This is a genomic window from Streptomyces venezuelae (genome assembly GCF_008642315.1).
GTDB lineage: Bacteria > Actinomycetota > Actinomycetes > Streptomycetales > Streptomycetaceae > Streptomyces > Streptomyces venezuelae_D.
Map to the genome: position 1 here is coordinate 2,155,071 of NZ_CP029192.1, position 24,966 is coordinate 2,180,036.

The window sequence follows — 24,966 nt, forward strand, 5'->3', positions numbered from 1 at the left end:
CCCACGCCCCGACGAACCCGCTCCCACTCCTGTCCTCACCACGCGAAGTGGCCGCCGGGCACCGGAGGGGTGAGCCCGGCGGCCACGTCAAGGGGCCGGCCTGTCGCCTACGACAGCTGCGACTGCACCTGCGAGGAGATGATCTCCAGGTGGTCCAGGTCGGCCAGGTCCAGGCACTGGAGGTAGATGCGGCTCGCGCCGATCGCCTCGTACCGCCCGATCTTGTCGACGACCTCGGCGGGCGAACCCGCGAGACCGTTCGCCTTGAGTTCGTCCACGTCACGGCCGATCGCCGCCGCACGCCGTGCCACCTCCGCGTCGTCCTTGCCGACGCACACCACCAGCGCGCTGGAGTACACCAGGTCGCTGCCCTTGCGCCCGGCCTGCTCGGCGGCCGCGCGGACCCGGCCGAACTGCCGCTCGCTGTCCTCGACCGAGGCGAAGGGGATGTTGAACTCGTCGGCGAACTGCGCGGCGAGGCGCGGGGTGCGGGTCGCGCCGTGGCCGCCGATCAGGACCGGCACCTTGCCCTGCGCGGGCTTGGGCAGGGCCGGCGAGTCGGTGAGTTGGTAGTGCTTGCCGTCGTGGCTGAAGGTCTGGCCGACCTCCGTGCCCCACAGGCCGGTGACGATCTCCAGCTGCTCCTCGAGGCGGGCGAACTTCTCCTTGGGGAACGGAATGCCGTACGCCTTGTGCTCGTCCTCGAACCAGCCCGCGCCGAGCCCCAGTTCGACCCGGCCGCCCGACATCTGGTCGACCTGTGCCACCTGGATCGCGAGCACACCGGGCAGCCGGAACGTGCCGGCCGTCATCAGCGTGCCCAGCCTGATCCGCTTGGTCTCCCTGGCGAGCCCGGCGAGCGTGATCCATGCGTCCGTGGGGCCCGGCAGCCCGTCGGAGGAACCCATGCGGAGGTAATGGTCCGAGCGGAAGAAGGCGTCAAAGCCGAGGTCCTCGGTGGCCTTGGCGACGGTGAGCAGGGTGTCGTAGGTGGCCCCTTGCTGGGGCTCGGTGAAGATTCGAAGATCCATGGATCCATCCTGCACGCTCGAACGCCCGTCAACCCCGCCGGTCCCGCCGTTGCCCCACCGACCCGGTCGGGTGAAAAAGCGTCAACACGGCGGCGGCGCGCGCCCGCGTCCAGTGACCACGTCGGACGGGTGATCGTTGGCTCGGGCGGAGCCGGACCGCCCGGCACCCGCGCCGGCGGCCGCTGCCGGGGCGTCGCCTGCGTCAACTGCCCGCCCCCTCGGGGAGGGCGAGGGCCGAGGAGGCCGTCATGTCCCAGGAAGCAGTGCCCGATCAGGAGGCCGCGCCCGCTCAAGAGGCCGCGCACGACGCGTCCGTGCCCGCCCAGCAGGAGCCACCCAAGGGCCTGCTGCAGCAGATGGAGGAGCTGATGGCCGCGCTCAACGCGGATCTGACCCAGCTCGACGCCGACCTGCAGCAGTCGACGGCACCCACCGGGTCCACCGCACCGACCGGGTCCACCGCGCCAACCGGGGCTGCCACCACCTCCTCCGAGTCGTCCGCCTCCGGCACCCCTGCCCCGGGCACCCGCCCCCAGGTCGACGACGAGTCCGGCCGCTTCTGACCGCACCGGGCCTCCCCCGCGACCTCCGCCGCCTCCGCGACCCCGCTCCTGAGCGGGGTCGGCCGGGAGCCTTCTCATGCCGGGCCCGCCGCCGAGTCGGGCTCCGGCAGGGCCTGTGCCCGCACCGCGAGCCTGCGCAGCATCTCCAGCACACGGTCCCTGGACTCGTCCGCCGCGTCGATCGCCTCCATGCACTGCCAGTACACCCCCTCGTCCTCGGCTCCCATCGCGACACCGACGAGCGCGATGCCGACCTCCCCGAGGAGCCTGCCGAGCCCGAGCAGGACCTCGTGCGCGTCGCCCGTCCCCGTCAGCCGCGCGGCCCGTATGTCCTCCACGCCCAGACGCGGGGCGTCGAGCACCCCGCAGGCTCTGCCGCCGACCTCGCTCAGGCCCAGCGCCTCGCCCCGTAACTCGGGAGGTCCCGCGACCGCGAGGTGGTTGCCGATCGCCTGCGCGAGCGCCTGCGACTGCCAGACCTCCACGACGATGTCCGCGGGATCCTGACTGCGCGCCAGGGCGCGGCGGTTCGCCTCGATGAGCCGCATCGCGTTCATCCCGGCCCCTCCATCCCGCGCGCACCCACCGCACGCTTGCCCGAACTCCCCTGTCCACTACCCAGAGTGAGGCCCATCCGGGCGAAAAGCCAGGGCAGGGCGGAAATCTGTGGACACACAGTGAAGTTTGGACAAGCCATCCACTCCGGAGAGTGACGAAAATATTGGAATGATGAGTTCCACGGGAGTACTCAGGGAGCTTCCGGCTTCGGGAAGCGCCCCTCGTTCCGCTCGATCTTCGCCGCGAGCGCCGCCAGCACGTCGATTCCCAGCACCTCGCAGAACTGCAGCAGATACGCGAGAACGTCCGCCACCTCGTCCGCCACCCGGGGCGCCGTGTCCGGGTCCTGCATCACCCGGGCCGATTCCTCCGGGGTCAACCACTGGAAGATCTCGACCAGTTCGGAGGCTTCCACGCTGAGCGCCGCGGCCAGGTTCTTGGGGGTGTGGTACTGCTCCCAGTCGCGCGCCGCCGCGAACTCGGCCAGCCTGCGCTGCAGTACCGCCACGTCAAGTCGTTCCGTCACGGCTCAAGGTCTACCACCGAGGCCCCCGCGTCCGCCGCCCAGGACGCGTCCCCCACCGCTCCGACCAACCTGATGTGCCCGCGTCCGCAGGTGCGCGCCGCCAGCTCCCCGAGGGTTCGCGCCTGCCGTGCGTCCAGGCGCCGGTCGAGCCCGTCGGCGAGGATCGTCAGGCTCTGGTACGCCTGCGGCACCTCCGCCACCGGGTCGACGGCGAGCACTCCGGATCCGGTCAGCAGGACCAGCGCCAGGGCCAGATACCGCAACTCGCCGTCGCCGAGCCGCCCGAGCGGCGTGCGCACCCCGCCGCCCCGGTCGATGTACGCGTGCACCGCGCCGTCCTCCACCTCTTCGGCGACGACGTCCGCGACCGGCCCCGCGCATCCGGACCGCACGGCCGAGACCAGCATCGCGTGCCGCACCGCGCACTCGGCACGGGTGCGCCACAGGACCTCGGCGAGGTTGTCGCAGCCGCCGAGGAGGCGGCCGGAGCCGACGAGTCCGGCGGGGACGGGGGCGCGCATGCGGCTGGGCCGCGGGTCGCACACGTACGCCGAGCGCAGCGCGACGACGACCTGCTCCGCCGCCGCGAGCACGAGCCGCTGCCCGTCCGTCTTGCCCGCGACGCGCAACGGCACGAGCGCCGTGCCGAGCCGGTCGTCCGGCATGGGGGCGCGCGTCACGGGGGTCGCGCCCGCGGTGTGCCAGGCGGCCTGCACCACGCGCCGGCCCGGGTCGCGCAGCGCGGTCTCCAGGAGGACGAGGTCGCCGCACGTCAGCCGCTCGCCCACGACGCGCAGTTCGGGCTCGGCCTGCACGGCGAGGTCGAGCCGGACGGACCCGGCGGGTCCGTCGACCGTGCAGCCGATGCGGAAGCCGCGCCGCCGCTGCCCGTCGGCTCGGGCGCGCTCGGGCACGCACGCCACGGGGTCCGTGAAGACGTCGGGGAGTTCCGCTCCTGCGCAGAGCCGGGCCAGCGCCTCGTACGCACCCAGCGCGCTGGTCTTTCCGCTGCCGCTCGGGCCCGTGAGCAGCGTCATCGGGCCGAGCGGGAGCACCGCGGCGCGGTGTCCTGCGAAGGCGGACAGGCGCAGTTGGGTGACCTGCGGCCGGTCCTGGGCCGCCGATGGCTGCGCGGCCGGCTTTCGGGAATGCACCGTCATGACCGGAAGGTAGGCGGCCGTGCGCACGGCGAACCGTTACGCCCAACCGACCTTCCTACGATCGGGGGAATCCCCTCGAAGGGCCCCCACGCGGTCCACCGAGCGACTAAGCCGCCAGGGGCTCCGCCCGGTCGTGCCCTCTCCTCACGGCTGCGAGACCGCGTCCACCAGGCCCTGGACCTCCGTGCCGGGCGGCGCGAGGAGGAAGACGTTCTTGTCGACCCGGTGCATCCCGCAGTTCAGTCCGAGGACGACTCCGCTGCTGAAGTCCAGGACGCGCTTGGCGACGTCCGTCTCGGCGCCGGTCAGGTCCAGCAGGACCGGGATCTGTGCCATCACGGTCTCGGCGACCTCGCGGGCGTCCGCGAAGACGTTGACCCGCATCACGACGAAGCGGCGGCGCGTCTCGGTCTCCGCGTCGGGCAGCGCGCGGTGCCCCGGCCAGGAAGGCCATTCGTTGCGGCTGCGCAGCGGTACGACCTGGGCGAGCCCTTCCCACTGTTCATCGGTGACGTCGTGGCGCTGACTGCTGCTCACTTTCCCACCCCGTCCTGGCTCGCACTTGTTCTCTGCACCGGCCAATTCTTACGCCAAGTCACCCGTTCAGCCCAACAGCGACACGGATGGCTCCCCCCGCGACGGGCCTCGCGCGCTAGGCCCGCGGCCGGCTCGCGCCCGTGCGGCCGAGCAGGTTGACCAGCCCTTCCGCGATGCCGCCGCGCCAACAGGCGTAGTCGTGACCGCCGTTGTACTCCCTGAGGGAGACGAGGTGTCCGCGGGCGGCCAGCGTCTCGTACATGCACCGGCTGTGATCAACCATCGAGCCCTCGTGCAGCCCGACGTCGAGATGGACACGGAGGGGCGGGCACGGCGTGCCGGAGGCGCCTGTCGCGTCTGCCCCGACTGCCGTGTCTGCCGCGTCTGCCCCATTTGCCGCGTCTGCGGCGAAGCGCTCGGCGAGCCAGGGTGCTTCGTCGGCGGGCGCCAGTTTCGGTACGCCGTGCGGCAGCCCGGGCCGCCACCACAGCGACGGGGACTGGGCGAGGGCGGCGCCGAACCGGTCGGGCCTGCGCAGTACGGCGTACAGCGAGGTCAGTCCGCCGAGGCTCTGGCCCGCGACGGCGGTGCGGGCGGGGCGGGGCGCCAGGGACAGACGTCCGGCCGCCCAGGGCAGCACCTCGTCGGCGAGGAAGGTGACGTAGTCGTCGTGGGCGGTGAGGTCGTGCCAGCGGGTGAGCCGGTCGACGGCGTCGGGCGCGAGGACGACGGGTGGCGGTACGGCGCGGTCGGCGGCGAGGGCGTCCAGGGTGTCCTCGAGCGCGAGCCGCCCGAACCACATGTCGCCGTCGCACAGGACGACGACGGGGCTGTCGGGCCTCGGGCCGCCCGGCGGAAGGTACGTCCAGACGTCGCGTTCGGCGCCGAGCGCGCCCGCGGGCAGGCGGTGGCGTTCGACGCGGCCTCGCGGGATGCCGTCGCGCCGCTCGGCCCACGGCTGCGCGGGCGCGTCCGGGAGGGCGAAGACGGAGCTGTCCGGCTGTCCCCAGCGGTCGCCGAGCCGGCGCGGGTTGCGGGGGTCGTGGGCCGCGTGCGGCACCAGAGCGCGAAGCCGCGACTGGCGGGCCCCGGGATCGGCGGGGAGGTCGCCCGGCGAGAGGTCGGCGGCCAGGCGGTACGAGGCGCGGTGGTCGGCGCGGAGACGGAGGGTGCGGTACCAGACGTCCGTGCCGGGCAGGTGGGTCAGCAGGGCGTCGGCGAGGCGTTCGCGGTCGACGAGCCGGTTGGCGAGGAGCAGGACTCGGCGGGTCGCCCGGTGCCCGCGCCACAGGAACGTGACGGCGCGGTGCCGGGGGTCGCCCTCGACGGGTTCGACGAGCGGGGTGCCGCCATGCGCCTCGACGTCCTGCCAGAACGCGTCGAGGAGAGCGGGGAGCTCGTCTCCGGTGGCGGCGGAGACGCGGTGGGCGAGGGCTCGGAGGGCGGGGCTGTGCGCGCCGGGGCCGGCGGCCGGCCGAGCGCGGCGCGTGTCCGTTGCCGTCCCCTTCGCCGCGGGTTCTCTGACAAGATCCATAAGTTGATTAGCTTAGCCTAAGCTAAGTATAAGTAGAGGGTCGCGGGTGGCGGCCCCAGGCACCCGACCAGCGGCAGCCCCGAGCACCCCCGCACCCCCGGCGATACGGATGCGGCGCCAGGTCCCCAGTAGAGTTCGGCTGCGCAGTCCTTCCCGAAACCACGAGGTCAGGTACCAGCAGTGACCCCCGCACCGCCCACAGGCATACCGGTCGTCGCCGTCGTCGGGATCGGGGCCGATGGCTGGGGCGGCCTGCCCGGCGCGTCGCGTGCCGCCCTCGCGGGCGCCGACGTCGTCATCGGTGGGCCCCGCCAACTGGAGCTGCTGCCCGCCCCGGAGTGCCCCGGCGAGCGCGTGCCCTGGCCCTCCCCGCTCCGGCCCGCCGTGCCCGGTCTGCTCGCCGCCCACGCCGGGCGCCGCATCGCCGTCCTCGCCAGCGGCGACCCCATGTTCTACGGCATAGGTCGTGCCCTCACCGAGGAGCTCGGCGCCGCCGCGCTGCACGTGCTCCCGCACCCGTCCTCCGTCTCCCTCGCCTGCGCGCGCCTCGGCTGGCCCGTCGAGGACACCGAGGTCGTCACGCTCGTCGGACGCCCGGCCGCGCGGCTCGCCGCCGCGCTGCACGACGGCCGGCGCGTCCTCGTGCTCAGCGCGAACGCACACACTCCCGCCGAGGTCGCCGCCCTGCTGCGCGAACGCGGCTTCGGCCCGAGCCGGCTGCGCGTCCTCGAACAGCTCGGCGCCGAGAGCGAGTCCTCGTACGAAGGGGTCGCCGACACCTGGTCGCACGCGCCCGGCGACGCGCTGAACGTCGTCGCGGTCGAGTGCCGCCGCTCCCCCGACGCGCCGCGGCTCGGCGTCGTACCCGGCCTGCCCGACGCCGCGTACGAAAGCGACGGGCAGCTCACCAAGCGGTACGTGCGGGCCGCCACGCTCGCCGCGCTCGCGCCCGCGCCCGGCGAACTGCTCTGGGACGTCGGCGGCGGCTCCGGCTCCATCGCCGTGGAGTGGCTGCGGGCGCACCCGTCCTGCCGTGCCGTCACCATCGAGAAGAACCCCGTGCGCGCGGAGCGGATCACCCGTAACGCCGACCGGCTCGGCGTGCCGGGCCTGCGCGTCGTCACCGGCGCCGCGCCCGCCGCCCTCGCCGGGCTCCCCACGCCCGACGCCGTGTTCATCGGCGGCGGCCTCACCGCGCCCGGCCTCCTCGACGCCGGGTGGGAGGCGCTGCCGCCCGGCGGCCGGCTCGTCGCCAACACGGTCACGCTGGAGTCGGAGGCGCTGCTCACCGAGTGGTACCGGCGCCACGGCGGCGAGCTGGTGCGGCTCGCGGTCGCGCAGGCCGTCCCCGTGGGCGGCTTCACCGGCTGGCGACAGGCCATGCCGGTCACCCAGTGGTCCGTCACCAAGCCACTCGACGAGGCACTCACCACCGCCACCGCCACGGTCCCCGCCCAAGCACAGAACAGCAGGAGTTGACGAGAGATGACCGTGTACTTCATCGGCGCGGGACCCGGCGCCGCCGACCTGATCACGGTGCGCGGCGCGCGGCGGATCGCCTCCTGCCAGGTCTGCCTGTACGCGGGCAGCCTCGTGCCGCGCGAGCTGCTCGCGGAGTGCCCGGACGGTGCGCAGCTCGTGGACACCGCGCAGCTCAACCTCGACGAGATCACCGCCGAACTGGTGCGCGCGCACGAGCAGGGGCTCGACGTGGCGCGGCTGCACTCGGGCGACCCGTCCGTGTTCAGCGCCGTCGCCGAGCAGATGCGGCGGCTCGACGCGGCCGGTGTGCCGTACGAAGTGGTGCCGGGCGTCCCCGCGTTCGCCGCGGCGGCGGCCGCGCTGAAGCGGGAGCTGACCGTGCCGACCGTCGGCCAGACCGTGATCCTCACGCGCATCGCCCAGCGCGCGACCGCCATGCCCGAGGGCGAGGACCTGGCCACGCTCGGCCGCAGCGGCGCGCTGCTCGTCCTCCACCTGGCCACCGGATACGTCGACCGCGTGGTGGAGGAACTCCTGCCGCACTACGGCGCCGACTGCCCCGCCGCCGTGGTCGCCCTCGCCAGCCGCCCCGACGAGGTGATCCTGCGCGGCACGCTGGAGTCCATCGCCGGGCAGGTGAAGGAGGCGGGCATCGTACGGACCGCCGTCATCATGGTGGGCCGGACGCTGGGGGCCTCGCAGTTCCGCGACAGTCACCTGTACTCGGCGGACCGGGACCGTCACACCTGCTGACGGCGCACTCCACCTGGAGCGGCACGGTCGCCCTCACTTGAGGGCGCTGCGCCCCACCACGGTCCCCGCCCGGTCGATGCAGATGACGTCGACCACGACCGGGGCGCCCCGCAGCACCCCGAGCGCCTCGTCGCGCGCCGTCTGTGCGACGAGGTCGCCGAGCGGCACCCCGGCCGCCGCGCACAACTGGAGTGCGGCCAGGCCCGTGTTGGCGTCCGCGACCTGCGCGGCAAGATCCTCGGATGCGCCGCCCCGGCGGGCGAGGACGGCCAGGAAGCCCTTGTCGACCTGGGAGCGGGCCGAGTGCAGGTCGAGGTGGCCCGCCGCGAGCTTGGAGAGTTTGGCGAAGCCGCCGCAGATGGTGAGACGGTCGACGGGGTGCCTGCGTACGTACTTGAGGACCGCGCCCGCGAAGTCCCCCATGTCGAGCAGCGCGTCCTCCGGCAGCCCGTACTCGGCGACGACCGTCTTCTCCGACGTCGCCCCCGTGCACCCGGCGACGTGCGTGCGCCCCGCCGCCCGCGCCACGTCCACGCCCCGACGGATCGAGTCGATCCACGCCGAGCAGGAGTAGGGCACGACGATGCCGGTCGTCCCGAGGATGGACAGGCCACCGAGGATGCCGAGGCGCGGGTTCCAGGTGGAGCGGGCGATCTCCTCGCCGTGGTCGACGGAGAGGGTGATCTCCACGTCGGGCGTGGTCCCCGCGCGGGCGGCGACCTCCGTCACATGGTCGCGCATCATCTGCCTCGGTACGGGGTTGACCGCCGGTTCGCCGACGTCCAGGGGCAGCCCGGGCCGGGTGACGGTGCCGACGCCGGGGCCCGCCTTGAAGACGACGCCCGCGCCCGCGTGCAGCCGCCGCACCGTGGACCGGACGAGGGCGCCGTGGGTGACGTCCGGGTCGTCGCCCGCGTCCTTCACGATCCCGGCCATGGCGTGGGAGGTGCCGAGTTCCTCGGCGGCGAGGGCGAAGGCGGGGGTCTGCCCCTTGGGCAGGGTGATGGTCACCGGGTCGGGGAAGTCGCCGGTGAGCAGCGCCGTGTACGCGGCCGTCGTGGCGGCCGTCGCACAGGCGCCGGTCGTCCAGCCGGGCCGCAGACCGGTGTGCTTGAGTTGGGCGCTGCGCCCGCCCGTGGCCTTTGCTGCCTCACTCATGAAGGAACCCGAACTCCGTGCACGTACTGATTCTGGGGGGAACGACCGAGGGCCGCCGTCTGGCGGAGCTCCTCGCGGACGAGGCGGGGGTGCGGGTGACCAGTTCCCTGGCGGGTCGGGTCGCGGCGCCCCGGCTGCCGCCGGGCGAGGTGCGCGTCGGGGGTTTCGGCGGGGCGGAAGGCCTTGCGGCGTGGCTGCGGCAGCACCACGTGGACGCGCTCATCGACGCCACCCATCCTTTCGCCGGGACGATCTCGTTCAACGCGGCGACGGCCGCCGCCGGTGCCCATGTTCCCCTGCTCGCCCTGCGGCGGCCCGGCTGGGTCGCGTCGGAGGGGGACGACTGGCACGAGGTCGGTTCCCTGGAGGAGGCGGCGCGGGTTCTCCCCGCCCTTGGCGAGCGGGTGTTCCTCACCACGGGGCGGATGGGGCTCGCCGCCTTCGCGGGACCTGAGCTGGACGCTCACTGGTTCCTCGTACGTTCCGTCGACGCGCCCGAGCCGCCGTTCCCCGCGCGCGTGGAGGTGCTCCTCGACCGGGGGCCGTTCACGCTCGCCGGCGAGCGCGAGATCTTGCGCGCGCATCGGGTCGACGTGGTGGTGACGAAGGACAGTGGGGGCGTGGCGACGGCCCCGAAGCTCACCGCTGCGCGCGAGGCGGGGATCCCTGTGGTGCTCGTCCGGCGCCCCGCCGGGCCGGAGGGGGTCACGTGCGTCGCCACGCCGGGGGAAGCGGTTGCCTGGGTACGTGGGCGGCTGACGGCGCGTCGTGGCTTGTCGCGCAGTTCCCCGCGCCCCTGAAAGCACGGGTGCGCGGTCCGGTGCGGGTGCGTCGTGGTTGCTCGCGCCCCTGAAAGGCACCCGTGCGTGGTCAGGTGCGGGCGCTTCGTGGCCCGTCGCGCAGTTCCCCGCGCCCCTGAAAAACGCCCGTACGCGGCCAGGTGCGGGGGCATCGTGGCCCGTCGCGCAGTTCCCCGCGCCCCTGAAAAACGCCCGTGCATGGTCGGGTGCGGGCGCTTCGTGGCCGGTCGCGCTGTTTGTCGCACCCCTGGAAGCCGGGGCGCGGGCTTTTAGGGGCTCGGGGAACTGCGCGAGCAACCGCGACGCATCCGCAGACGGCACGCACGAGGGCTACCCCTCGGGATACCGTCGCGGTGTCCAGACGATCTGGTCCCGGCCCCCGCGGCGCCTGACCCACTGGGTCTGGGAGGAGCCGACGATCAGGAGCGTCCGCATGTCGACCTCCGCGGGGTCGAGGTCCCCGAGGCGTACGATCCGCACGCTCTCCTCGGGACCTCCGACGTCCCGGCCGAGGACGACCGGTGTATCCGGCGTCCGGTGCGCGAGGAGGAGTTCCCGCGCCTTGCCCACCTGCCAGGTGCGACTCCGCGAGCCGGGGTTGTAGAGCGCGAGGACCAGGTCCGCCGCGGCCGCCGCGGCCAGGCGCTCCGCGATGACCTCCCACGGCTTGAGACGGTCCGAGAGGGAGAGGGTCACGTAGTCGTGGCCGAGCGGCGCGCCCGCGCGGGCGGCCGCGGCGTTGGCGGCGGTGACTCCGGGGAGCACGCGGACCGGTACGTCGGCGAACTGGTCCTGCGAGGCGACCTCCAGGACGGCCGTGGCCATCGCGAAGACGCCGGGGTCGCCGCCCGACACGACGGCGACGCGCCGCCCGCGCCGCGCGAGCTCCAGGGCGAACTCGGCGCGTTCGGACTCCACGCGGTTGTCGGAGCCGTGCCGCCGCTGTCCGGGGCGGTGCGGCACGCGGTCGACGTACGTGGTGTAGCCGACGAGGTCGTCGGCGGCGGCGAGCGCGCCGCGCGTCTCGGGCGTCAGCCAGAGCGGTCCGGCGGGACCCGTACCGACGACGACGACCTCGCCGCGCTCCGGATCGGCCGAAGGCTCGGGCGCGGGGCCTCCGGTGAGCGGCGCGACCCGGCTCGGCAGCACCGCCACGGAGAAGTACGGCACCGATTCCGGGTCGACCTCCGCGAGGCTGCCGGTGCGCTCGCCCTTCATGGTGGCCCGCTCGACGTACCGCGCCTCGTCGAGGCGGCCGGCGCGCTCCAGGGCACCGCGCACCTTCCCGAAGGTCCGGCCGAGCTTCATGACGACCGCCGAGTCCGTCGACGCGAGGCGCGCCGCGAGCTCCTCCTCGGGGAGCGTGCCGGGCAGGATCGTCAGCACCTCCTCGGCCTCCACGAGCGGCTCGCCGAGCCGGGCGGCCGCGGCGCTCACCGAGGTGACGCCGGGGATCACCTCGGTGGGGTAGCGGTGCGCGAGGCGCTTGTGCATGTGCTGGTAGGAGCCATAGAAGAGCGGGTCGCCCTCGGCGAGGACGGCGACGGTGCGGCCCGCGTCGAGGTGGGCGGCGAGGCGGGCGGCGGCTTCTTCGTAGAAGTCGTCGAGGGCGCCGCGGTAGCCGCCGGGGTGGTCGGTGCTCTCCGTGGTGACGGGGTAGACCAGCGCTTCCTCGATGTGGTCGGCGCGCAGGTGCTCGGCCGCGATCGAGCGGGCGATGGAGCGGCCGTGCCGTGCGGAGTGGTACGCGATCACGTCGGCGGACGCGATCACCTCGACGGCGCGCACGGTCATCAGGGAGGGGTCGCCGGGGCCGAGCCCGACGCCGTAGAGCTGCCCCTGCGGGGTCTGTCCGGTGGGGGAGGTCTGTCCGGTGGGCATGGGCTGTTCGGTGGGCATGGGCACGCCGCTCATTCCGCTTCGCTCGCAATCGCGTTGATCGCCGCCGCGGCCATCGCGCTGCCGCCGCGACGTCCCCGTACGACCAGGTACTCCACGCCGGAGGTGTGCGCGGCGAGGGCGTCCTTGGACTCGGCCGCGCCGACGAAGCCGACGGGGATGCCGAGGATCGCGGCCGGGCGGGGCGCGCCCTCCTCGATCATCTCCAGGAGGCGGAAGAGGGCGGTGGGCGCGTTGCCGATGGCGACGACGGAGCCTTCGAGGCGGTCGCGCCAGAGTTCGAGGGCGGCGGCGCTGCGGGTGGTGCCCATGCGCTGCGCGAGGTCCGGCACGGACGGGTCGGCGAGCGTGCAGATCACGTCGTTGTCGGCGGGCAGCCGCTTGCGGGTGACGCCGCTCGCGACCATGTTCGCGTCGCAGAGGATCGGCGCGCCGTCGCGCAGCGCCTTGCGGGCGTCGGCGATCACGCGCGGGCTGTACGAGAGGTCGCGCACGAGGTCGACCATCCCGCAGGCGTGGATCATCCGGACCGCGACCTGGCTGACGTCGGCGGGCAGGCCGTTGAGGTCCGCCTCCGCGCGGATGGTGGCAAAGGACTCGCGGTAGATCGCCGCGCCGTCCTTCTCGTAGTCGAACACTGTGCTCTCGCTCATCTCGTGGCCGTTGGTTTCGTGGTGGTACGTGCCGTGGTGACCGTCTCGGTCAGGGTGCCGCCGCCGTTGACGGGGACGGTGGTGCCTCCGGCGTGCAGCGTCACTTCGTAGCCGCCGTCCCCGGTGGCGAGGACGTCGACCCAGTCGCCGTGCGGGTGCCCGCACCGGCGTTCGCAGCCGGACCAGTGGACGGGCAGGGGCCCGTGGCCCGGCACCGCGTCCGCGCGGACGTCGGCGAGGGACTTGGCGCATCCGGGGCGGCCGGTGCAGGCGCCGACGCCGAGCCAGGGCGAGTCGGGAGCGGTGAGGAGCCCGACGCCGTCCAGCACGGCCAGCCGCTCCCGCGCCGCCGCGTCGTCCCCGAAGCCGGGGATCACGAACCCGCGCCACGGGGTGACGCGCAGCTCGTCCGCGGGAAGCGGCAGCAGGGCCCGCCATTGAGCGACGGTGACGCGCCCGAGCGGGGCGTGCACGGAGACGGCACGCCCGATGACACCGGGCGGCGGCGGGCCCCCCGGACTCACAGCCCCCGGCCCGACCCCCACCGCCTCGACCCCCGCCCCCTCCAGCGCCTCGGCCAGGTCTACGGGCTGGTCGGCGGGCAGTTCCCGCACCCGCCAAGCTCCGTTGCCCGCCGCGTGCGCCGCAGCGAGGAATGCCTTCGCCGCTGCGAGCGCGGCGCGCGGGGCGTCGCTCCCGGCGACCCGGTACGTCAGGTCCCCCACCCCGACCACCGCCGTCCCGCCCGATTCTGCGATCAAGGTCACATCGCCGCCGAGCCCGGCCACGTCTCCCCGGCCGTCGTCGAGGACGAACAGGAAGCGGCCGGAAAGTCGGGGCGTCCAGTCCTCGGCGCAGAGGAGTCCGTCCAGCTCACGGGCCCACAACTGGACGTCGGCGTGGCCGGTTCCGTCCGTTCCCGCGAGGGGGGACGCCACCACGTTCCGGACGCGTTCGTGCCGTTCGGAGGGGAGCAGGCCCGCGTCCGCGAGCAGCGCGGAAAGTTCGGCGCCGCACGCGTCGCCGAGGCCGCGCAGCTCGATGTTGCCGCGTGAGGTGATGCTGAGGTCGCCGTCCGCCAGGCGTTCCGCGGCGAGGGCCAGCACCGTTGCCTGACGGCCCGTCAAGAGCCCGCCGGGCAGGCGGAGTCGGGCGAGGAGGCCGTCGTCGGCGCGGTGCAGGCGGAGGGCTCCGGGGCAGGCGTCACCCCGGTCGCGTATGAGGGATTCGCCCTGTTTTGGGGAGGATGCTGAGGTGGGCGGCATGGCGGCGAGCATACCCACGCGGATCGGGCCGGTCGCCTCCCGAGCCGGATGGTCCCGGCAGGTGGCCGCACCGCGCGGGGCGGGCAGGACTTACTATGCAGGCGGCGGGCTATCGAGTCCGTCGACGCCAGCGACGGCGTGGGTCCACCAGGACCCGAGGGAGGAAGCCCGGTGCGAATCCGGCGCGGTCCCGCCACTGTGAGCCCCACCCACGTGGGGTGAGCCAGGAACTCCTGCCGTCCATACGACCACCCGGGGCGCGGACACCCCGAGGAAGGCCTGCGCCCGCATGCTTCTGCTGTTGTCGACCTCCGACACCGACCTGCTCAGCGCCCGCGCGGCGGGAGGCCCGGTCGACTACCGGTTCGCCAACCCGTCCCGCCTCGACCTCGCCGAGCTCCCCGCCCTGCTCGACGGCGCCGACCTCGTCGTCGTACGCCTCCTCGGCGGCGTCCGCGCCTGGCAGGACGGCCTGGACCAGCTCATCGCCACCGGCCTCCCCGTGGTCGTGCTCACCGGTGAACAGGCTCCCGACGCCCAGCTCATGGCCTCCTCGACCGTGCCCGTCGGCATCGCCGCCGAGGCGCACGCCTACCTGGCGCACGGCGGCCCCGCGAACCTGGAGCAGCTGGCCCGCTTCCTCTCCGACACCGTGCTGCTCACCGGCCACGGCTTCGAGCCGCCCGCGGCCGCCCCGTCGTGGGGCCCGCTGGAGCGCACCGCCCGCGCCGACGTCGAGGGCCCGACCGTCGCGGTGCTCTACTACCGGGCCCACCACATGAGCGGCAACACCGCGTTCGTGGACGCGCTGTGCGGCGCGATAGAGGACGCGGGCGCCCGCCCGCTGCCGCTGTACGTGGCATCCCTGCGCGCCCCCGAACCCGAGCTCATCGACGCGCTCGGCGCCGCCGACACCATCGTGACCACCGTCCTCGCGGCCGGCGGCACCAAGCCCGCCGAGGCCTCCGCGGGCGGCGACGACGAGTCGTGGGACGCGGGCGCGCTGACCGGCCTGGACGTGCCGATCCTCCAGGCGCTCTGCCTGACCGGGTCGCGCTCGGCCTGGGAGGAGAACGACGAAGGCGTCTCGCCGCTGGACGCCGCGAGCCAGATCGCGGTGCCCGAGTTCGACGGCCGCCTGATCACCGTCCCCTTCTCCTTCAAGGAGATCGACGAAGACGGCCTTCCCGCGTACGTCGCCGACGCCGAGCGCGCGGCCCGCGTCGCCGGAATCGCCGTGCGCCACGCACGCCTCAAGCACATCCCGGCCGCCGACAAGCGCCTCGCCCTGGTGCTGTCCGCGTACCCGACCAAGCACTCCCGCATCGGCAACGCCGTCGGCCTCGACACCCCGGCGTCCGCCGTGGAGCTGCTGCGCAGGCTGCGCGCGGAGGGGTACGACTTCGGCCCCGAGGCCGACATCCCCGGCCTGGTCTCCGGCGACGGCGACGAGCTGATCCGCGCGCTCATCGACGCGGGCGGCCACGACCAGGACTGGCTCACCGAGGAGCAGCTCGCCGCCAACCCGGTGCGCATCCCGGCCGCCGACTACAAGCGGTGGTACGCGACGCTGCCCGAGGAACTGCGCGAGTCGGTCGAGCAGCACTGGGGGCCGCCGCCCGGCGAGATGTTCCTCGACCGCTCCCGCGTGGGCGACGGCGGCGACCCCGAGGGCGACATCGTGCTCGCCGCCCTGCGCCGCGGGAACCTGCTCATCCTCATCCAGCCGCCGCGCGGCTTCGGCGAGAACCCCATCGCGATCTACCACGACCCGGATCTGCCGCCGTCGCACCACTACTTGGCCGCGTACCGGTGGATCGCGGCGCCCGCCGCCGACAACGGCTTCGGCGCGGACGCGATGATCCACCTCGGCAAGCACGGCAACCTGGAGTGGCTGCCCGGCAAGAACGCGGGCCTCTCGGCCGCCTGCGGCCCCGACGCCGCGCTCGGCGACCTGCCGCTGATCTACCCGTTCCTGGTCAACGACCCGGGCGAGGGCACGCAGGCCAAGCGCCGCGTCCACGCCACGCTCATCGACCACCTGGTGCCGCCGATGGCGCGCGCCGACTCCTACGGCGACATCGCGCGCCTGGAGCAGCTCCTCGACGAGTACGCGCAGATCAGCTCCATGGACCCGGCGAAGCTTCCGGCGATCCGCGCGCAGATCTGGACGCTCATCCAGGCCGCGAAGCTCGACCATGACCTGGGTCTTGAGCAGCGCCCGGACGACGACGGCTTCGACGACTTCCTGCTCCACGTCGACGGCTGGCTCTGCGAGATCAAGGACATGCAGATCCGCGACGGTCTGCACGTCCTCGGCAACCCGCCGGCCGGCGCCGACCGCGTCAACCTCGTCCTCGCGGTGCTGCGCGCCCGCCAGATCTGGGGCGGCACGACCGCGCTGCCGGGTCTGCGCGAGGCGCTGGGCCTGGATGAGTCGGCGGCGACGCGCGTGACGGCCGACGAGGCCGAGGACAAGGCCCGCGCGCTGGTCCAGGCGATGGACGACGCGGACTGGGACCCGGCAGCCGTGGCCGCCGTGGCCGCGGACCACGGTGAACAGGTCGCCGCCATCCTGGAGTTCGCGGCCCGCGAGGTCGTGCCGCGCCTCGCGGCGACCACCGCGGAGCTCGACCACGCCGTGCACGCCCTGAACGGCGGCTTCGTCCCCGCGGGCCCGTCCGGATCGCCGCTGCGCGGTCTGGTCAACGTCCTGCCGACCGGCCGGAACTTCTACTCGGTCGACCCGAAGGCCGTCCCCTCCCGCCTCGCGTGGGAGACGGGCCAGGCCCTGGCCGACTCCCTGGTCGAGCGGTACAAGTCCGACAACGGCGAGTACCCCACCTCCGTGGGCCTGTCCCTGTGGGGCACGAGCGCGATGCGCACCGCGGGCGACGACGTCGCCGAGGCGATGGCGCTGCTCGGCATCCGCCCCGTCTGGGACGACGCGTCGCGGCGCGTGACGGGCCTGGAGGCCGTTCCGTACGAGGAGCTGGGCCGCCCCCGCATCGATGTGACGCTGCGCATCTCGGGCTTCTTCCGCGACGCGTTCCCGCACACGATCGGCCTGCTCGACGACGCGGTGCGGCTCGCCGCCTCACTGGACGAGCCCGCCGACCGCAACCACGTGCGCGCCCACGCCCAGGCCGACCTCGCCGAGCACGGCGACGAGCGCCGGGCCACCACCCGCATCTTCGGTTCGCGCCCCGGCACGTACGGCGCGGGTCTGCTCCAGCTCATCGACTCCCGCGACTGGCGCACCGACGCGGACCTCGCCGAGGTCTACACGGTGTGGGGCGGTTACGCGTACGGCCGCGGCCTCGAAGGGCGCCCGGCCCGCGCCGAGATGGAGACCGCGTACAAGCGCATCGCGGTGGCCGCGAAGAACACGGACACCCGCGAGCACGACATCGCGGACTCGGACGACTACTTCCAGTACCACGGCGGCATGGTGGCGACCGTGCGCGCGCTGCGGGGCACGGCCCCGGAGGCGTACATCGGCGACTCGACCCGCCCCGAGACGGTCCGCACGCGCACGCTGGTCGAGGAGACCAGCCGCGTCTTCCGGGCGCGCGTCGTCAACCCGAAGTGGATCGAGGCGATGCGCCGCCACGGCTACAAGGGCGCCTTCGAACTCGCCGCCACGGTGGACTACTTGTTCGGGTACGACGCCACGACGGGTGTCGTCGCCGACTGGATGTACGACAAGCTCACCGAGACGTACGTCCTTGACCCGACGAACCGTCAGTTCCTCCAGGAGGCCAACCCCTGGGCCCTGCACGGCATCGCGGAGCGCCTCCTGGAGGCGGAGTCGCGCGGCATGTGGGCGAAGCCGGACCCGGCGGTGCTCGAAGCGCTGCGGCAGGCCTACCTGGAGACCGAGGGCAACCTGGAGGACGGCGGCGACGAGGGCTGAGCCCTCGCCACCCAGCCGCTGCCGCTGAGCCGCCGTCACTGTGTTGCCGTCACGGTGACGGCGGGCCGCCCAGCCACTCCAGCGCGCCCGCCGTCAGCGCGGTGACCCCGGTGCTGAGGGTCGGCTCGATCAGGGGCGCGAAGTACGGCGAGTGGTTGGAGGGGATGTCCCGCTCGAAGGTCCCCGCCTTCTGGGCCGCGGCGACCTCCGCCGGGTCGGCGCCGCCGAACAGCCAGTAGCAGAGCGGGATCTCACGGTCGGCGGAGGTCGCGAAGTACCCGACGTCCTCGCTGCCGGTCACGGGGCCGGGGTCGAAGACACGGTCCTCACCGAGCACCGCGCCGACGGCGGCCATCGTCCTCGCCACCGCGTCGGCGTCGTTGTCGAGCACGGGGAAGGTGTCGATCTCCGTGATCTCGGGCTCCCGCTCCGCGCCCGCCGTGGCCGCCTCGCCCTTGACGATGCGCTCGACGGCGGCGAGGACCTTCGCACGGACCTCGGGCGTGTACGACCGGATGTTGATCTTCAGCTCGGCCTCGTCGGGAATGATGTTGTCCTTCGTGCCCGCCCGGAGCGAGCCGACGGTCACCACGGCCGTCTCGGCGCCGGAGATCTCGCGGGACACGACCGTCTGCAGCCGCATCACGGTCGCGGCGGCCATCACCACGGGGTCGATCGACGCCTCGGGCCGCGAACCGTGCGCGCCCTTGCCGAACATCCGCACGTTCAGGGAGTCGGTCGCCGCGAAGGCGGGCCCGGGATGCGCGCCGACGAGCCCGGCGGGAAGCGGCGCGACATGCTGCCCGAGCACCACGTCCGGCACGCCGAACCGCGCGTAGAAGTCGTCCCGGACCATCGCCTGCGCGCCCTTCGCCACCTCCTCCGCGGGCTGGAAGACGCCGACGATCCGGCCCGACCAGTCGGCGCGGGCGTCCGCGAGCAGCTTCAGCGCGCCCAGCAGGCAGGTGACGTGCATGTCGTGGCCGCACGCGTGCATCACGCCCTCGTTCACGGACGCGTACGGCAGTCCGGTGCGCTCGGTCACGGGCAGCCCGTCGAAGTCGGCGCGCAGCAGGACGGTGGGCCCCGCGCCGTTCTCCAGGACGGCGACCACGCCGGTGCGGCCGACGCCGGTCGTGACCTCGTATCCGTACGACTGCGCGTGGCGGGCGACCTCGGCGGCGGTGCGGTGCTCGGCGAAGGACAGTTCGGGGTGGGCGTGCAGATCGCGGTAGAGAGCGGCGAGGTCACCCTTGATGGCGTCGAGGCCCAGCAGGGCGGAAGAACTCCGTGCGGCGGCGGACATGTCACGCTCCTCTTCTGTGGTGTCCCGCCACCTTACGTACGCTTTCGTGGGGTCTGTTCGGGGCGGGTGGAACCGGCGCGGAACGCGAGGGCGTCCCTGCCCCCATGATCACTCCGACGACCGGCGCGGCCGACGCGACGTCCACCCGCCACCTCTACATCACGCGGCACGGCGAGGCCACACCCGACGAGAGCGGACTGACGCCGGGCGGGCGCCGACAGGCCGCCCTGCTCGGCGAGCGGCTCCGCGGCATCCCGTTCGCGGCGGTCCACCACGGCCCGCTCCCCCGGGCCGAACAGACCGCGGCCCTGATATCCGACGGCCTCGACGGCAACGCCCCGCTGATCCGCTCGGCCCCGGCGGGCGACTACATCCCCTACGTCCCGCGCAAGGACGAGCTGCCTCCGGAGACGGCCGACGCGACACTGGAGCGCCTGGCCGGGTTCCCCGAGGCGGAGCGCGAGAAGGGCCCCGCACTCGCCGCCGAGGCGCTGTCCCGCTTCACCGGCCCCGTCCCCGGCGACACCCCGCGCCACGAACTCCTCGTCACGCACAACTTCCTGACCGCGTGGCTGGTCCGCGCCGCACTCGACGCCCCACCGGCGCGCTGGCTCGGCCTGAACCACGGCAACGCGGCCCTGACGGTCATCCGCTACACCCCGGGCCGTCCCGCCGCGCTGGTGCTCTACAACGACATGCGGCACCTGCCCGAGGAGCTGCGCTGGACCGGTTTTCCGCCGGAGCTCCGCGCCTGACCTGCCGTCACAGCACGGTCGGCAGGCCGATGTTGTTGATCAGCGGCCCTTCGACCGATACCCCTTCGTTGACGACGGTGTCGGCGACGGGCAGCGGCAGGGGCAGCGGGCCGGGATTCGCCGGGTTGATGGCCGCCTGAGCCGGTCCCATACCAGCGGCGAGGGCGACGAGAGCGAGAGCCAGGGCACAACGGAACATGCGACAGCCTTACGGGTTAAGGGGATTGGGGCATTCGGGGGACGGGAAGCGACAACCCGTTCGTATGATCGTCGGTGACGATCGGTGACTTCCCGAGCGTGTCCGGGTTACACCGGGTGAGCGGACCACGACCGGCGGTCCGTACGCGCACGCTCCAAGGAGATCGCAGTGAACGGCAATTGGGTGCAGAAGATGTCCCGCTGGACTCTGGTCGCGGCCGTGGCGGCCGCGCCGGCCGTCCTGTGCTCCGGCACGGCACACGCCGACGAGACGCACGAGAACTCGCACAACGCCCCCGTCGTCGCGCTGATCAGCACCGGCCAGATCGACGACCCGATGGAGGATGTGCTGGAGCACACCCTCCTCTTCGGTGACGGCTACCGGTGGGGCGGCTGAGAACCCGAACCACCCCTTCCGGTGGGCCTGTTGAGCAGGGGGCGGCCTGATCGGGCCGCCCCCGGGCCTTCAGACCGTCACGGCGCGAGGCACGCCGTGCCCGGCACCTCCGTGGGGACGCCGAGGCTCGCCGGGTCGACGAGGGCCGTGACGTCACCGGCCGCCTGGGTCAGGCAGTCGACGGTCGTGACGGGGTCCGGCACGGCGCTGGCGGGCACCGCGAGGACCCCCAGCAGCGTGACGGCACCGAGGATGACGGCGGCGGAGCGGCGCATGTGAACTCTCTTTCCTGTGAGCTGAGTTGCCTGCGGCTCGACGAGCAACGCGAGCCGACCGGTGACTCCCCAGCCCTACGCCCCGATACGCCCCATATCACCCGTACGTGAAAGACGTAACGATCCTCCTCGGATGAGGAGGATCGTCTGGGCAGGATCGCCTGAGCAGGATCGTCAGAAGGCGTACCGGATGCGCAGCCAGGGCGCGTGTGCCTCCAGCAGCTGCTGGAGGCGCGCCAGGGCCTGCCGCTTGACGTCCTGGGAGTAGCGGACGTTGAGGGCCCCGTTCTGCGACCGCTTGGTCTCCTGCGCGTCCGGCTGCCAGAGCAGCTCCTCGGCCTTGGGGTGCCAGCCCAGGTTGACCTCGTGGAGCCCCGCGTTGTGGGTCAGCATGATGATCTCGGCGGCCGCCTGCTGCTTCACGCGGGCGGGCAGGACGTCGTCGAGGTGCGTGAGCAGCTCGGCCCAGTCCCGCTGCCAGCCGGGGCGGAGCACGACGGGCGAGAGGTTGAAGTGGACCTCGTACCCGGCGTCGAGGAAGTCGGCGGCCGCGGCGATCCGCTCGGGGACCGGGCTGGTGCGGATGTCGAGGAGCCGCGCGTCGTCGGGAGGCATGACGGAGAAGCGCACCCGCGTACGCCCTTGGGGGTCGAGCGCGAGCAGATCGGGGTTGACGAACTTGGTCGCGAAGGAGGCCTTGGCGGTCGGCATGGCGCGGAACGCGGCGACGAGGTCGGCCGTGTTGTCACTGACCAGGGCGTCGACGGAACAGTCCCCGTTCTCGCCGATGTCGTAGACCCACGCCTGCGGGTCGCACTGGTTGGGCTCGGTCTTCGGGCCCTGGGCCCGTACGTGGCGCCGGACGTGGGTGACGATCGCCTCGATGTTGGTGAAGAGCGTGATGGGGTTGGCGAAGCCCTTGCGGCGCGGGACGTAGCAGTAGGCGCAGGCCATCGCGCAGCCGTTGGAGGGGCCGGGGGCGATCCAGTCGGCCGAGCGGCCGTTGGGGCGGGTGGCGAGCGTGTGCTTGACGCCGAGCACGAGCGTCTCGGTCTTGATCCGGACCCACCGGCCGATGTTGCCGTCGTTGCCGTGCAGGGAGGGGATGCGCCAGTGCCCGTCGACCTCGGTCACCCGTACGTCCGGTGAGAGCCGGCTCATGATCTGCTGCCCGCGCGGGGAGTCGAGGGCGGCGGGCTCGGCGTAGACGTCGCGTACGTCGAGCATGCGGCGGGCCTCGGGGCCGTCCCGGAAGGCGCCGCCGCGACCCGGCGCGGGTGCGGCGGCCTCGGGGACGGTGTCGGACCACCCGAAGAGGGCTTGCTGCTCGGGTTCTCCGGGACCGGCGCTCATGTTCTTCCCTGCTCGCTCCGCACCTGCGCGCCGCACATCCGCGCCACGCCGCTACGCCACGGGGTCGTGCCCCCAGTTCATGAGGGAGTACCTCCACCGCGTTTCCGTGACGTCGCCGCTGGGCCGCTGCTTCATGTGGCGGTGCACGTATCCGACGACTTTACGCATGTGCGCGATGTCGCTGTCCGTGAGATCGGCCTTCTTCTTCTCCAGCAGCTCGACGATGCGGCGCCCGGACGCGTGCCCGACGCTCTCGCCGCCGCCGTCCGACTGCCCCACGCTCTTCGAGTCGTCCGTGTCCAGCCAGTCCTTGAGCGCGCGAGGCGTCATGTTGACGGCTTCCGTGAACTCCTTGTACGTGTCGTCCCGCTGCTCTTCGCCGCCGCTGCCACCGGCGCTCAAGAGCCGCCGCCCTTCTTGCGCAGGGCCCCGGGCTTGTGGACGGCGTCGCGGCCGGACTTGTCGCTGGTGACTTCGTACTGGGGCTCGTCCTTGGAGGCGTCGACGGTTCGTCCCGCGGCCTCCGTGCGCTCCGTGATCTTCTTCTTCACCTTGCCCGGAACGGTCTGCCCATGGCTCTTCCAGGAGACCTGGTCACCCTTTTCGAGCTTCTTTCCCTTGGCCACGTCGACACGCTCCCTCGGCGACACGCTCCGTCGGTGCCGCCCGTCGTCGGGCGACGTACCCACTGTCCCGCCGTTGACGGAAGGCTGCATTCCGGGCGGCTCGCCTCAGCCGGCCGGGGCGACGCCGAGCGTGGAGGCGCGGGCCTCCAGGGCCCACCGGTGCGTGCGGACCGTCGCCGGGTCCGTGCGGCCCGCGAGGATGTCGCAGAGGAGTTCCGCGCAGGCGTGGCCGTACGCCGAGGGCCGCAGGTCGACGGCGGTGACGGGCGGGGCGGCGCCGCGCACGGCGGTGCCGTCCACGCAGGCGGCCACGTAGAAGTCGTCGCCCACGGTCCGGTTCTCGGCGGCCGCCGCCTGAAGGACCCCCGGCGCCGCGCCGTCCGGGGCGCAGATCACCGCGTCGACGTCCGGTGCCGCGGCGAGGAGCGCGAGCGTGGCCTCCTCCACCTCGCGCGGGGTCGCGGCGAAGGAGACCGTGCGGACCTCCACCGGCACGCCGTGCGTACGCCCCCAGGCACCGGCCGTGCCGTGCAGCGCCGCGGCCCACGCGGAGGTGTCGGCGGGCGCCAGCAGGGCGGGGCGGCGGGCGCCGCGGGCGTGCACGTGGTCCAGGAGGGCGGTCAGGGAGGCGGCGTTGTCGCAGACGACCGCGCCGCTGGGGGCGGGGGCCGTACCGAGGTAGCGCTCGCCGGTGACGACGGGGATGCCCGCACCGAGGAGCCCGGGCACGGCGGGGTCGCCGATCTCGGGGTCGATGACGAGGAGCCCGTCGACGCGTGCGGCAAGCGGTTCGTGCGTGCCGGTGGCGGGCGCGAGCAGGACGACGTCGAACCCTTCCTCCTGGGCGCGGGCGACGGCCCCGAAGGCGAGGTTCATGTAGTAGTCGAGGCGGGTCGCCGTCTGGGGCAGGTGCAGCCCGATGGCGCCGGTGCTGGCGCGGCGGAGCCTGCGCGCCGCGCTGTTCGGCCGGTAGCCGAGGCGGGCGGCGACCTCCCTGACGTGCTCGCGGGTGGCCTCCGCGACCCGGCCCGCGCCCTGCAGGGCGTCGGAGGCGGTGCTCTTGGAGACTCCGGCGGCGCGGGCGACGTCGAGGAGGGTGACGGTACGGGCATTCACGTGGCCGAAGTGTAGACGTACGCGATCAGGGGGGAGTCCGCTCTTGCCGGAACGTTCCGGCACGGTTTACATTCGGCCGTGCCGGAACGTTCCGGCACGGCCGTCCCGCGCCCCGTCCGTACCGCTCCCCGGAAGTCTGGAAGTCGTCATGCGTCTGATCACCGCGTACAACCCGCCCGCGTCCCCCACCAGGACCCGGCCCGCCGAACGGTCCCCCCTGCGCGTGGCCGCCGTGCAGCAGCGCTGGCACCGCGACCCGGACGAGCACCGCGCGGCCCTGCGCGAGGGCATCCGTCTCGCGGCGGCGGAGGGCGCGCGGGTGGTGTGCCTCCAGGAGCTGACGCTCTCGCCGTACTTCGCGGTCGTCCGCAAGGCCGACCACCCCGCCCCGGCCGAGCCCGAGGAGCTGCTCACCGGTCCGACGTTCACCTTCGCCGCCGAGGCGGCGCGTGAGTACGGGGTGTACGTGCACGCCTCGCTGTACGAGCGGGCCCCGGCGCCGGACGGCGAGGACGACGGCCTCGGCTACAACACCGCGATCCTCGTGGCCCCGGACGGCACTCTCGCCCAGCGCACCCGCAAGACGCACATCCCGGTCTCGGAGGGCTACTACGAGGACCACTGGTTCCGGCAGGGCCCGGCCGGCGACGACGCGTTCCCGCTGGTGCGGGTCGACGACGCCAGCCTCGGCCTGCCGACCTGCTGGGACCAGTGGTTCCCCGAGCTGGCCCGCGCCTACTCGCTGGCCGGGGCCGACGTCCTCGTCTACCCGACCGCCATCGGCTCCGAGCCCGGCCACCCCGGCTTCGACACGCAGCCGATCTGGCAGAAGGTCATCACCGGCAACGCGATCGCCAACGCGACGTTCATGGTGGTGCCGAACCGGATCGGCTCCGAGAACGGCCTCACGTTCTACGGGAGCTCGTTCATCGTCGACCCCTACGGCCGGGTCCTCGCGCAGGCCCCGCGCGACGAGCCCGCCGTCCTGGTCGCCGACCTCGACCTCGACGCCCGCCGCGACTGGCTCGAGCTCTTCCCGTTCCTGGCGACGCGCCGCCCCGACGCGTACGGGCCGCTCACGACCACGAGCTGAGCGACCCGTCGC

General features: G+C 73.5%; 24 protein-coding genes, 1 pseudogene and 1 riboswitch. Of the genes and pseudogenes, 8 read left to right on the forward strand and 17 right to left on the reverse strand.

The genetic code is table 11. The features are described 5' to 3' along the window. Positions 1-107: 107 nt before the first annotated feature. A complete protein-coding gene (locus tag DEJ48_RS09015) occupies positions 108-1,031 on the reverse strand; it encodes an LLM class F420-dependent oxidoreductase (RefSeq protein ID WP_150215660.1) in 924 nt (307 codons plus the stop codon). Between the two features lie 248 nt (positions 1,032-1,279). On the opposite strand from DEJ48_RS09015, the pseudogene DEJ48_RS39655 reads away from it, so the two are divergent. Beyond that, positions 1,280-1,477 (forward strand): annotated as a pseudogene (locus DEJ48_RS39655) (hypothetical protein); the annotation flags it as partial. Between the two features lie 191 nt (positions 1,478-1,668). On the opposite strand, the gene DEJ48_RS09025 reads toward DEJ48_RS39655, so the two are convergent. From DEJ48_RS09025 to fes, 5 genes are all read right to left on the reverse strand, one after another. Further along, positions 1,669-2,151, reverse strand: a complete 483-nt coding sequence (locus DEJ48_RS09025) for a DUF6099 family protein (protein ID WP_150215662.1) — start codon at positions 2,149-2,151, stop codon at positions 1,669-1,671. Between the two features lie 191 nt (positions 2,152-2,342). Beyond that, positions 2,343-2,678 carry a nucleotide pyrophosphohydrolase gene (locus DEJ48_RS09030; RefSeq protein WP_150215663.1) on the reverse strand — a complete coding sequence of 112 codons (336 nt, stop codon included), beginning with the start codon at positions 2,676-2,678 and terminating at the stop codon, positions 2,343-2,345. Continuing rightward, the gene (locus tag DEJ48_RS09035) at positions 2,675-3,838 is read right to left on the reverse strand and encodes an AAA family ATPase (RefSeq protein WP_150215664.1); all 1,164 of its coding nucleotides are present in this window, start codon (positions 3,836-3,838) and stop codon (positions 2,675-2,677) included. Before DEJ48_RS09035 ends, DEJ48_RS09030 begins: the two co-directional genes overlap by 4 nt. A gap of 144 nt (positions 3,839-3,982) precedes the next feature. Continuing rightward, complete coding sequence (locus DEJ48_RS09040; protein WP_150186684.1) at positions 3,983-4,375, reverse strand: cell division protein SepF; 393 nt, start codon at positions 4,373-4,375, stop codon at positions 3,983-3,985. A 115-nt stretch (positions 4,376-4,490) separates the two neighbouring features. Beyond that, a complete protein-coding gene (fes, locus tag DEJ48_RS09045) occupies positions 4,491-5,909 on the reverse strand; it encodes an enterochelin esterase (protein WP_150215665.1) in 1,419 nt (472 codons plus the stop codon). A gap of 180 nt (positions 5,910-6,089) precedes the next feature. Between fes and cbiE the strand changes: the two genes are divergently transcribed. Together cbiE and cobM are read left to right on the forward strand one after the other, a co-directional pair. Further along, a complete protein-coding gene (cbiE, locus tag DEJ48_RS09050) occupies positions 6,090-7,388 on the forward strand; it encodes a precorrin-6y C5,15-methyltransferase (decarboxylating) subunit CbiE (protein WP_150215666.1) in 1,299 nt (432 codons plus the stop codon). Between the two features lie 6 nt (positions 7,389-7,394). Further along, a complete protein-coding gene (gene cobM / locus DEJ48_RS09055; RefSeq protein WP_150215667.1) occupies positions 7,395-8,144 on the forward strand; it encodes a precorrin-4 C(11)-methyltransferase in 750 nt (249 codons plus the stop codon). A 33-nt stretch (positions 8,145-8,177) separates the two neighbouring features. Here cobM and DEJ48_RS09060 read toward each other — a convergent pair whose 3' ends face one another. Further along, positions 8,178-9,302, reverse strand: coding sequence for a cobalt-precorrin-5B (C(1))-methyltransferase (locus DEJ48_RS09060; protein WP_150215668.1), 1,125 nt, complete (start codon positions 9,300-9,302; stop codon positions 8,178-8,180). Between the two features lie 17 nt (positions 9,303-9,319). Here DEJ48_RS09060 and DEJ48_RS09065 point away from each other — a divergent pair, with 17 nt between their 5' ends. After that, positions 9,320-10,102, forward strand: coding sequence for a cobalt-precorrin-6A reductase (locus DEJ48_RS09065; protein WP_150215669.1), 783 nt, complete (start codon positions 9,320-9,322; stop codon positions 10,100-10,102). Positions 10,103-10,432: 330 nt separating this feature from the next. On the opposite strand, the gene DEJ48_RS09075 is transcribed toward DEJ48_RS09065, so the two are convergent. Genes DEJ48_RS09075 through DEJ48_RS09085 form a run of 3 tightly spaced genes read right to left on the reverse strand, consistent with a single transcriptional unit; the run spans position 10,433 to position 13,931 of the window. After that, positions 10,433-12,001, reverse strand: coding sequence for a precorrin-2 C(20)-methyltransferase (locus DEJ48_RS09075; RefSeq protein ID WP_223831969.1), 1,569 nt, complete (start codon positions 11,999-12,001; stop codon positions 10,433-10,435). Between the two features lie 11 nt (positions 12,002-12,012). Continuing rightward, the gene (locus tag DEJ48_RS09080) at positions 12,013-12,654 is read right to left on the reverse strand and encodes a precorrin-8X methylmutase (RefSeq protein ID WP_150215670.1); all 642 of its coding nucleotides are present in this window, start codon (positions 12,652-12,654) and stop codon (positions 12,013-12,015) included. Continuing rightward, the gene (locus DEJ48_RS09085; RefSeq protein ID WP_150215671.1) at positions 12,651-13,931 is read right to left on the reverse strand and encodes a cobalamin biosynthesis protein CobG; all 1,281 of its coding nucleotides are present in this window, start codon (positions 13,929-13,931) and stop codon (positions 12,651-12,653) included. The genes DEJ48_RS09080 and DEJ48_RS09085 overlap by 4 nt, the downstream gene beginning before the upstream one ends. A 105-nt stretch (positions 13,932-14,036) precedes the next feature. Beyond that, positions 14,037-14,175: riboswitch (cobalamin riboswitch) on the forward strand. A 33-nt stretch (positions 14,176-14,208) separates the two neighbouring features. Between DEJ48_RS09085 and cobN the strand changes: the two genes are divergently transcribed. Continuing rightward, positions 14,209-17,835: a cobaltochelatase subunit CobN gene (gene cobN / locus DEJ48_RS09090; protein ID WP_150215672.1), complete on the forward strand. Its 3,627-nt coding sequence runs from the start codon at positions 14,209-14,211 to the stop codon at positions 17,833-17,835. A gap of 49 nt (positions 17,836-17,884) precedes the next feature. Here cobN and DEJ48_RS09095 read toward each other — a convergent pair whose 3' ends face one another. Next, on the reverse strand, positions 17,885-19,141 hold the full coding sequence (locus DEJ48_RS09095; protein ID WP_150215673.1) for an amidohydrolase: 1,257 nt from the start codon (positions 19,139-19,141) through the stop codon (positions 17,885-17,887). 104 nt (positions 19,142-19,245) lie between these two features. On the opposite strand from DEJ48_RS09095, the gene DEJ48_RS09100 reads away from it, so the two are divergent. After that, positions 19,246-19,896, forward strand: a complete 651-nt coding sequence (locus DEJ48_RS09100) for a histidine phosphatase family protein (protein ID WP_150215674.1) — start codon at positions 19,246-19,248, stop codon at positions 19,894-19,896. A gap of 7 nt (positions 19,897-19,903) precedes the next feature. Here the strand turns inward: DEJ48_RS09100 and DEJ48_RS09105 are convergent, their stop codons facing one another. Then, entirely contained in the window at positions 19,904-20,095 is a 192-nt protein-coding gene (locus DEJ48_RS09105; protein ID WP_150215675.1) for a hypothetical protein, read from the reverse strand. A gap of 192 nt (positions 20,096-20,287) precedes the next feature. Here DEJ48_RS09105 and DEJ48_RS09110 point away from each other — a divergent pair, with 192 nt between their 5' ends. After that, the gene (locus DEJ48_RS09110; protein WP_150221078.1) at positions 20,288-20,491 is read left to right on the forward strand and encodes a hypothetical protein; all 204 of its coding nucleotides are present in this window, start codon (positions 20,288-20,290) and stop codon (positions 20,489-20,491) included. Positions 20,492-20,568: 77 nt separating this feature from the next. Here DEJ48_RS09110 and DEJ48_RS09115 read toward each other — a convergent pair whose 3' ends face one another. The 5 genes from DEJ48_RS09115 to DEJ48_RS09135 all read right to left on the reverse strand — a co-directional run bounded on the left by DEJ48_RS09115 (position 20,569) and on the right by DEJ48_RS09135 (position 23,861). Next, complete coding sequence (locus DEJ48_RS09115) at positions 20,569-20,766, reverse strand: hypothetical protein (protein WP_150215676.1); 198 nt, start codon at positions 20,764-20,766, stop codon at positions 20,569-20,571. A 174-nt stretch (positions 20,767-20,940) separates the two neighbouring features. Further along, positions 20,941-22,119, reverse strand: coding sequence for a spore photoproduct lyase family protein (locus DEJ48_RS09120; RefSeq protein WP_150215677.1), 1,179 nt, complete (start codon positions 22,117-22,119; stop codon positions 20,941-20,943). 51 nt (positions 22,120-22,170) lie between these two features. After that, positions 22,171-22,521, reverse strand: coding sequence for a DUF3140 domain-containing protein (locus DEJ48_RS09125; RefSeq protein ID WP_223831971.1), 351 nt, complete (start codon positions 22,519-22,521; stop codon positions 22,171-22,173). After that, entirely contained in the window at positions 22,518-22,745 is a 228-nt protein-coding gene (locus DEJ48_RS09130; RefSeq protein WP_223831972.1) for a DUF2945 domain-containing protein, read from the reverse strand. Before DEJ48_RS09130 ends, DEJ48_RS09125 begins: the two co-directional genes overlap by 4 nt. Before the next feature lie 105 nt (positions 22,746-22,850). Then, positions 22,851-23,861 (reverse strand): LacI family DNA-binding transcriptional regulator, encoded by a 1,011-nt coding sequence (locus DEJ48_RS09135; protein WP_150215679.1) that lies wholly within the window; start codon positions 23,859-23,861, stop codon positions 22,851-22,853. Between the two features lie 148 nt (positions 23,862-24,009). Between DEJ48_RS09135 and DEJ48_RS09140 the strand changes: the two genes are divergently transcribed. Then, a complete protein-coding gene (locus DEJ48_RS09140; RefSeq protein ID WP_150215680.1) occupies positions 24,010-24,954 on the forward strand; it encodes a carbon-nitrogen hydrolase in 945 nt (314 codons plus the stop codon). The last annotated feature ends 12 nt before the right edge of the window (positions 24,955-24,966 follow it).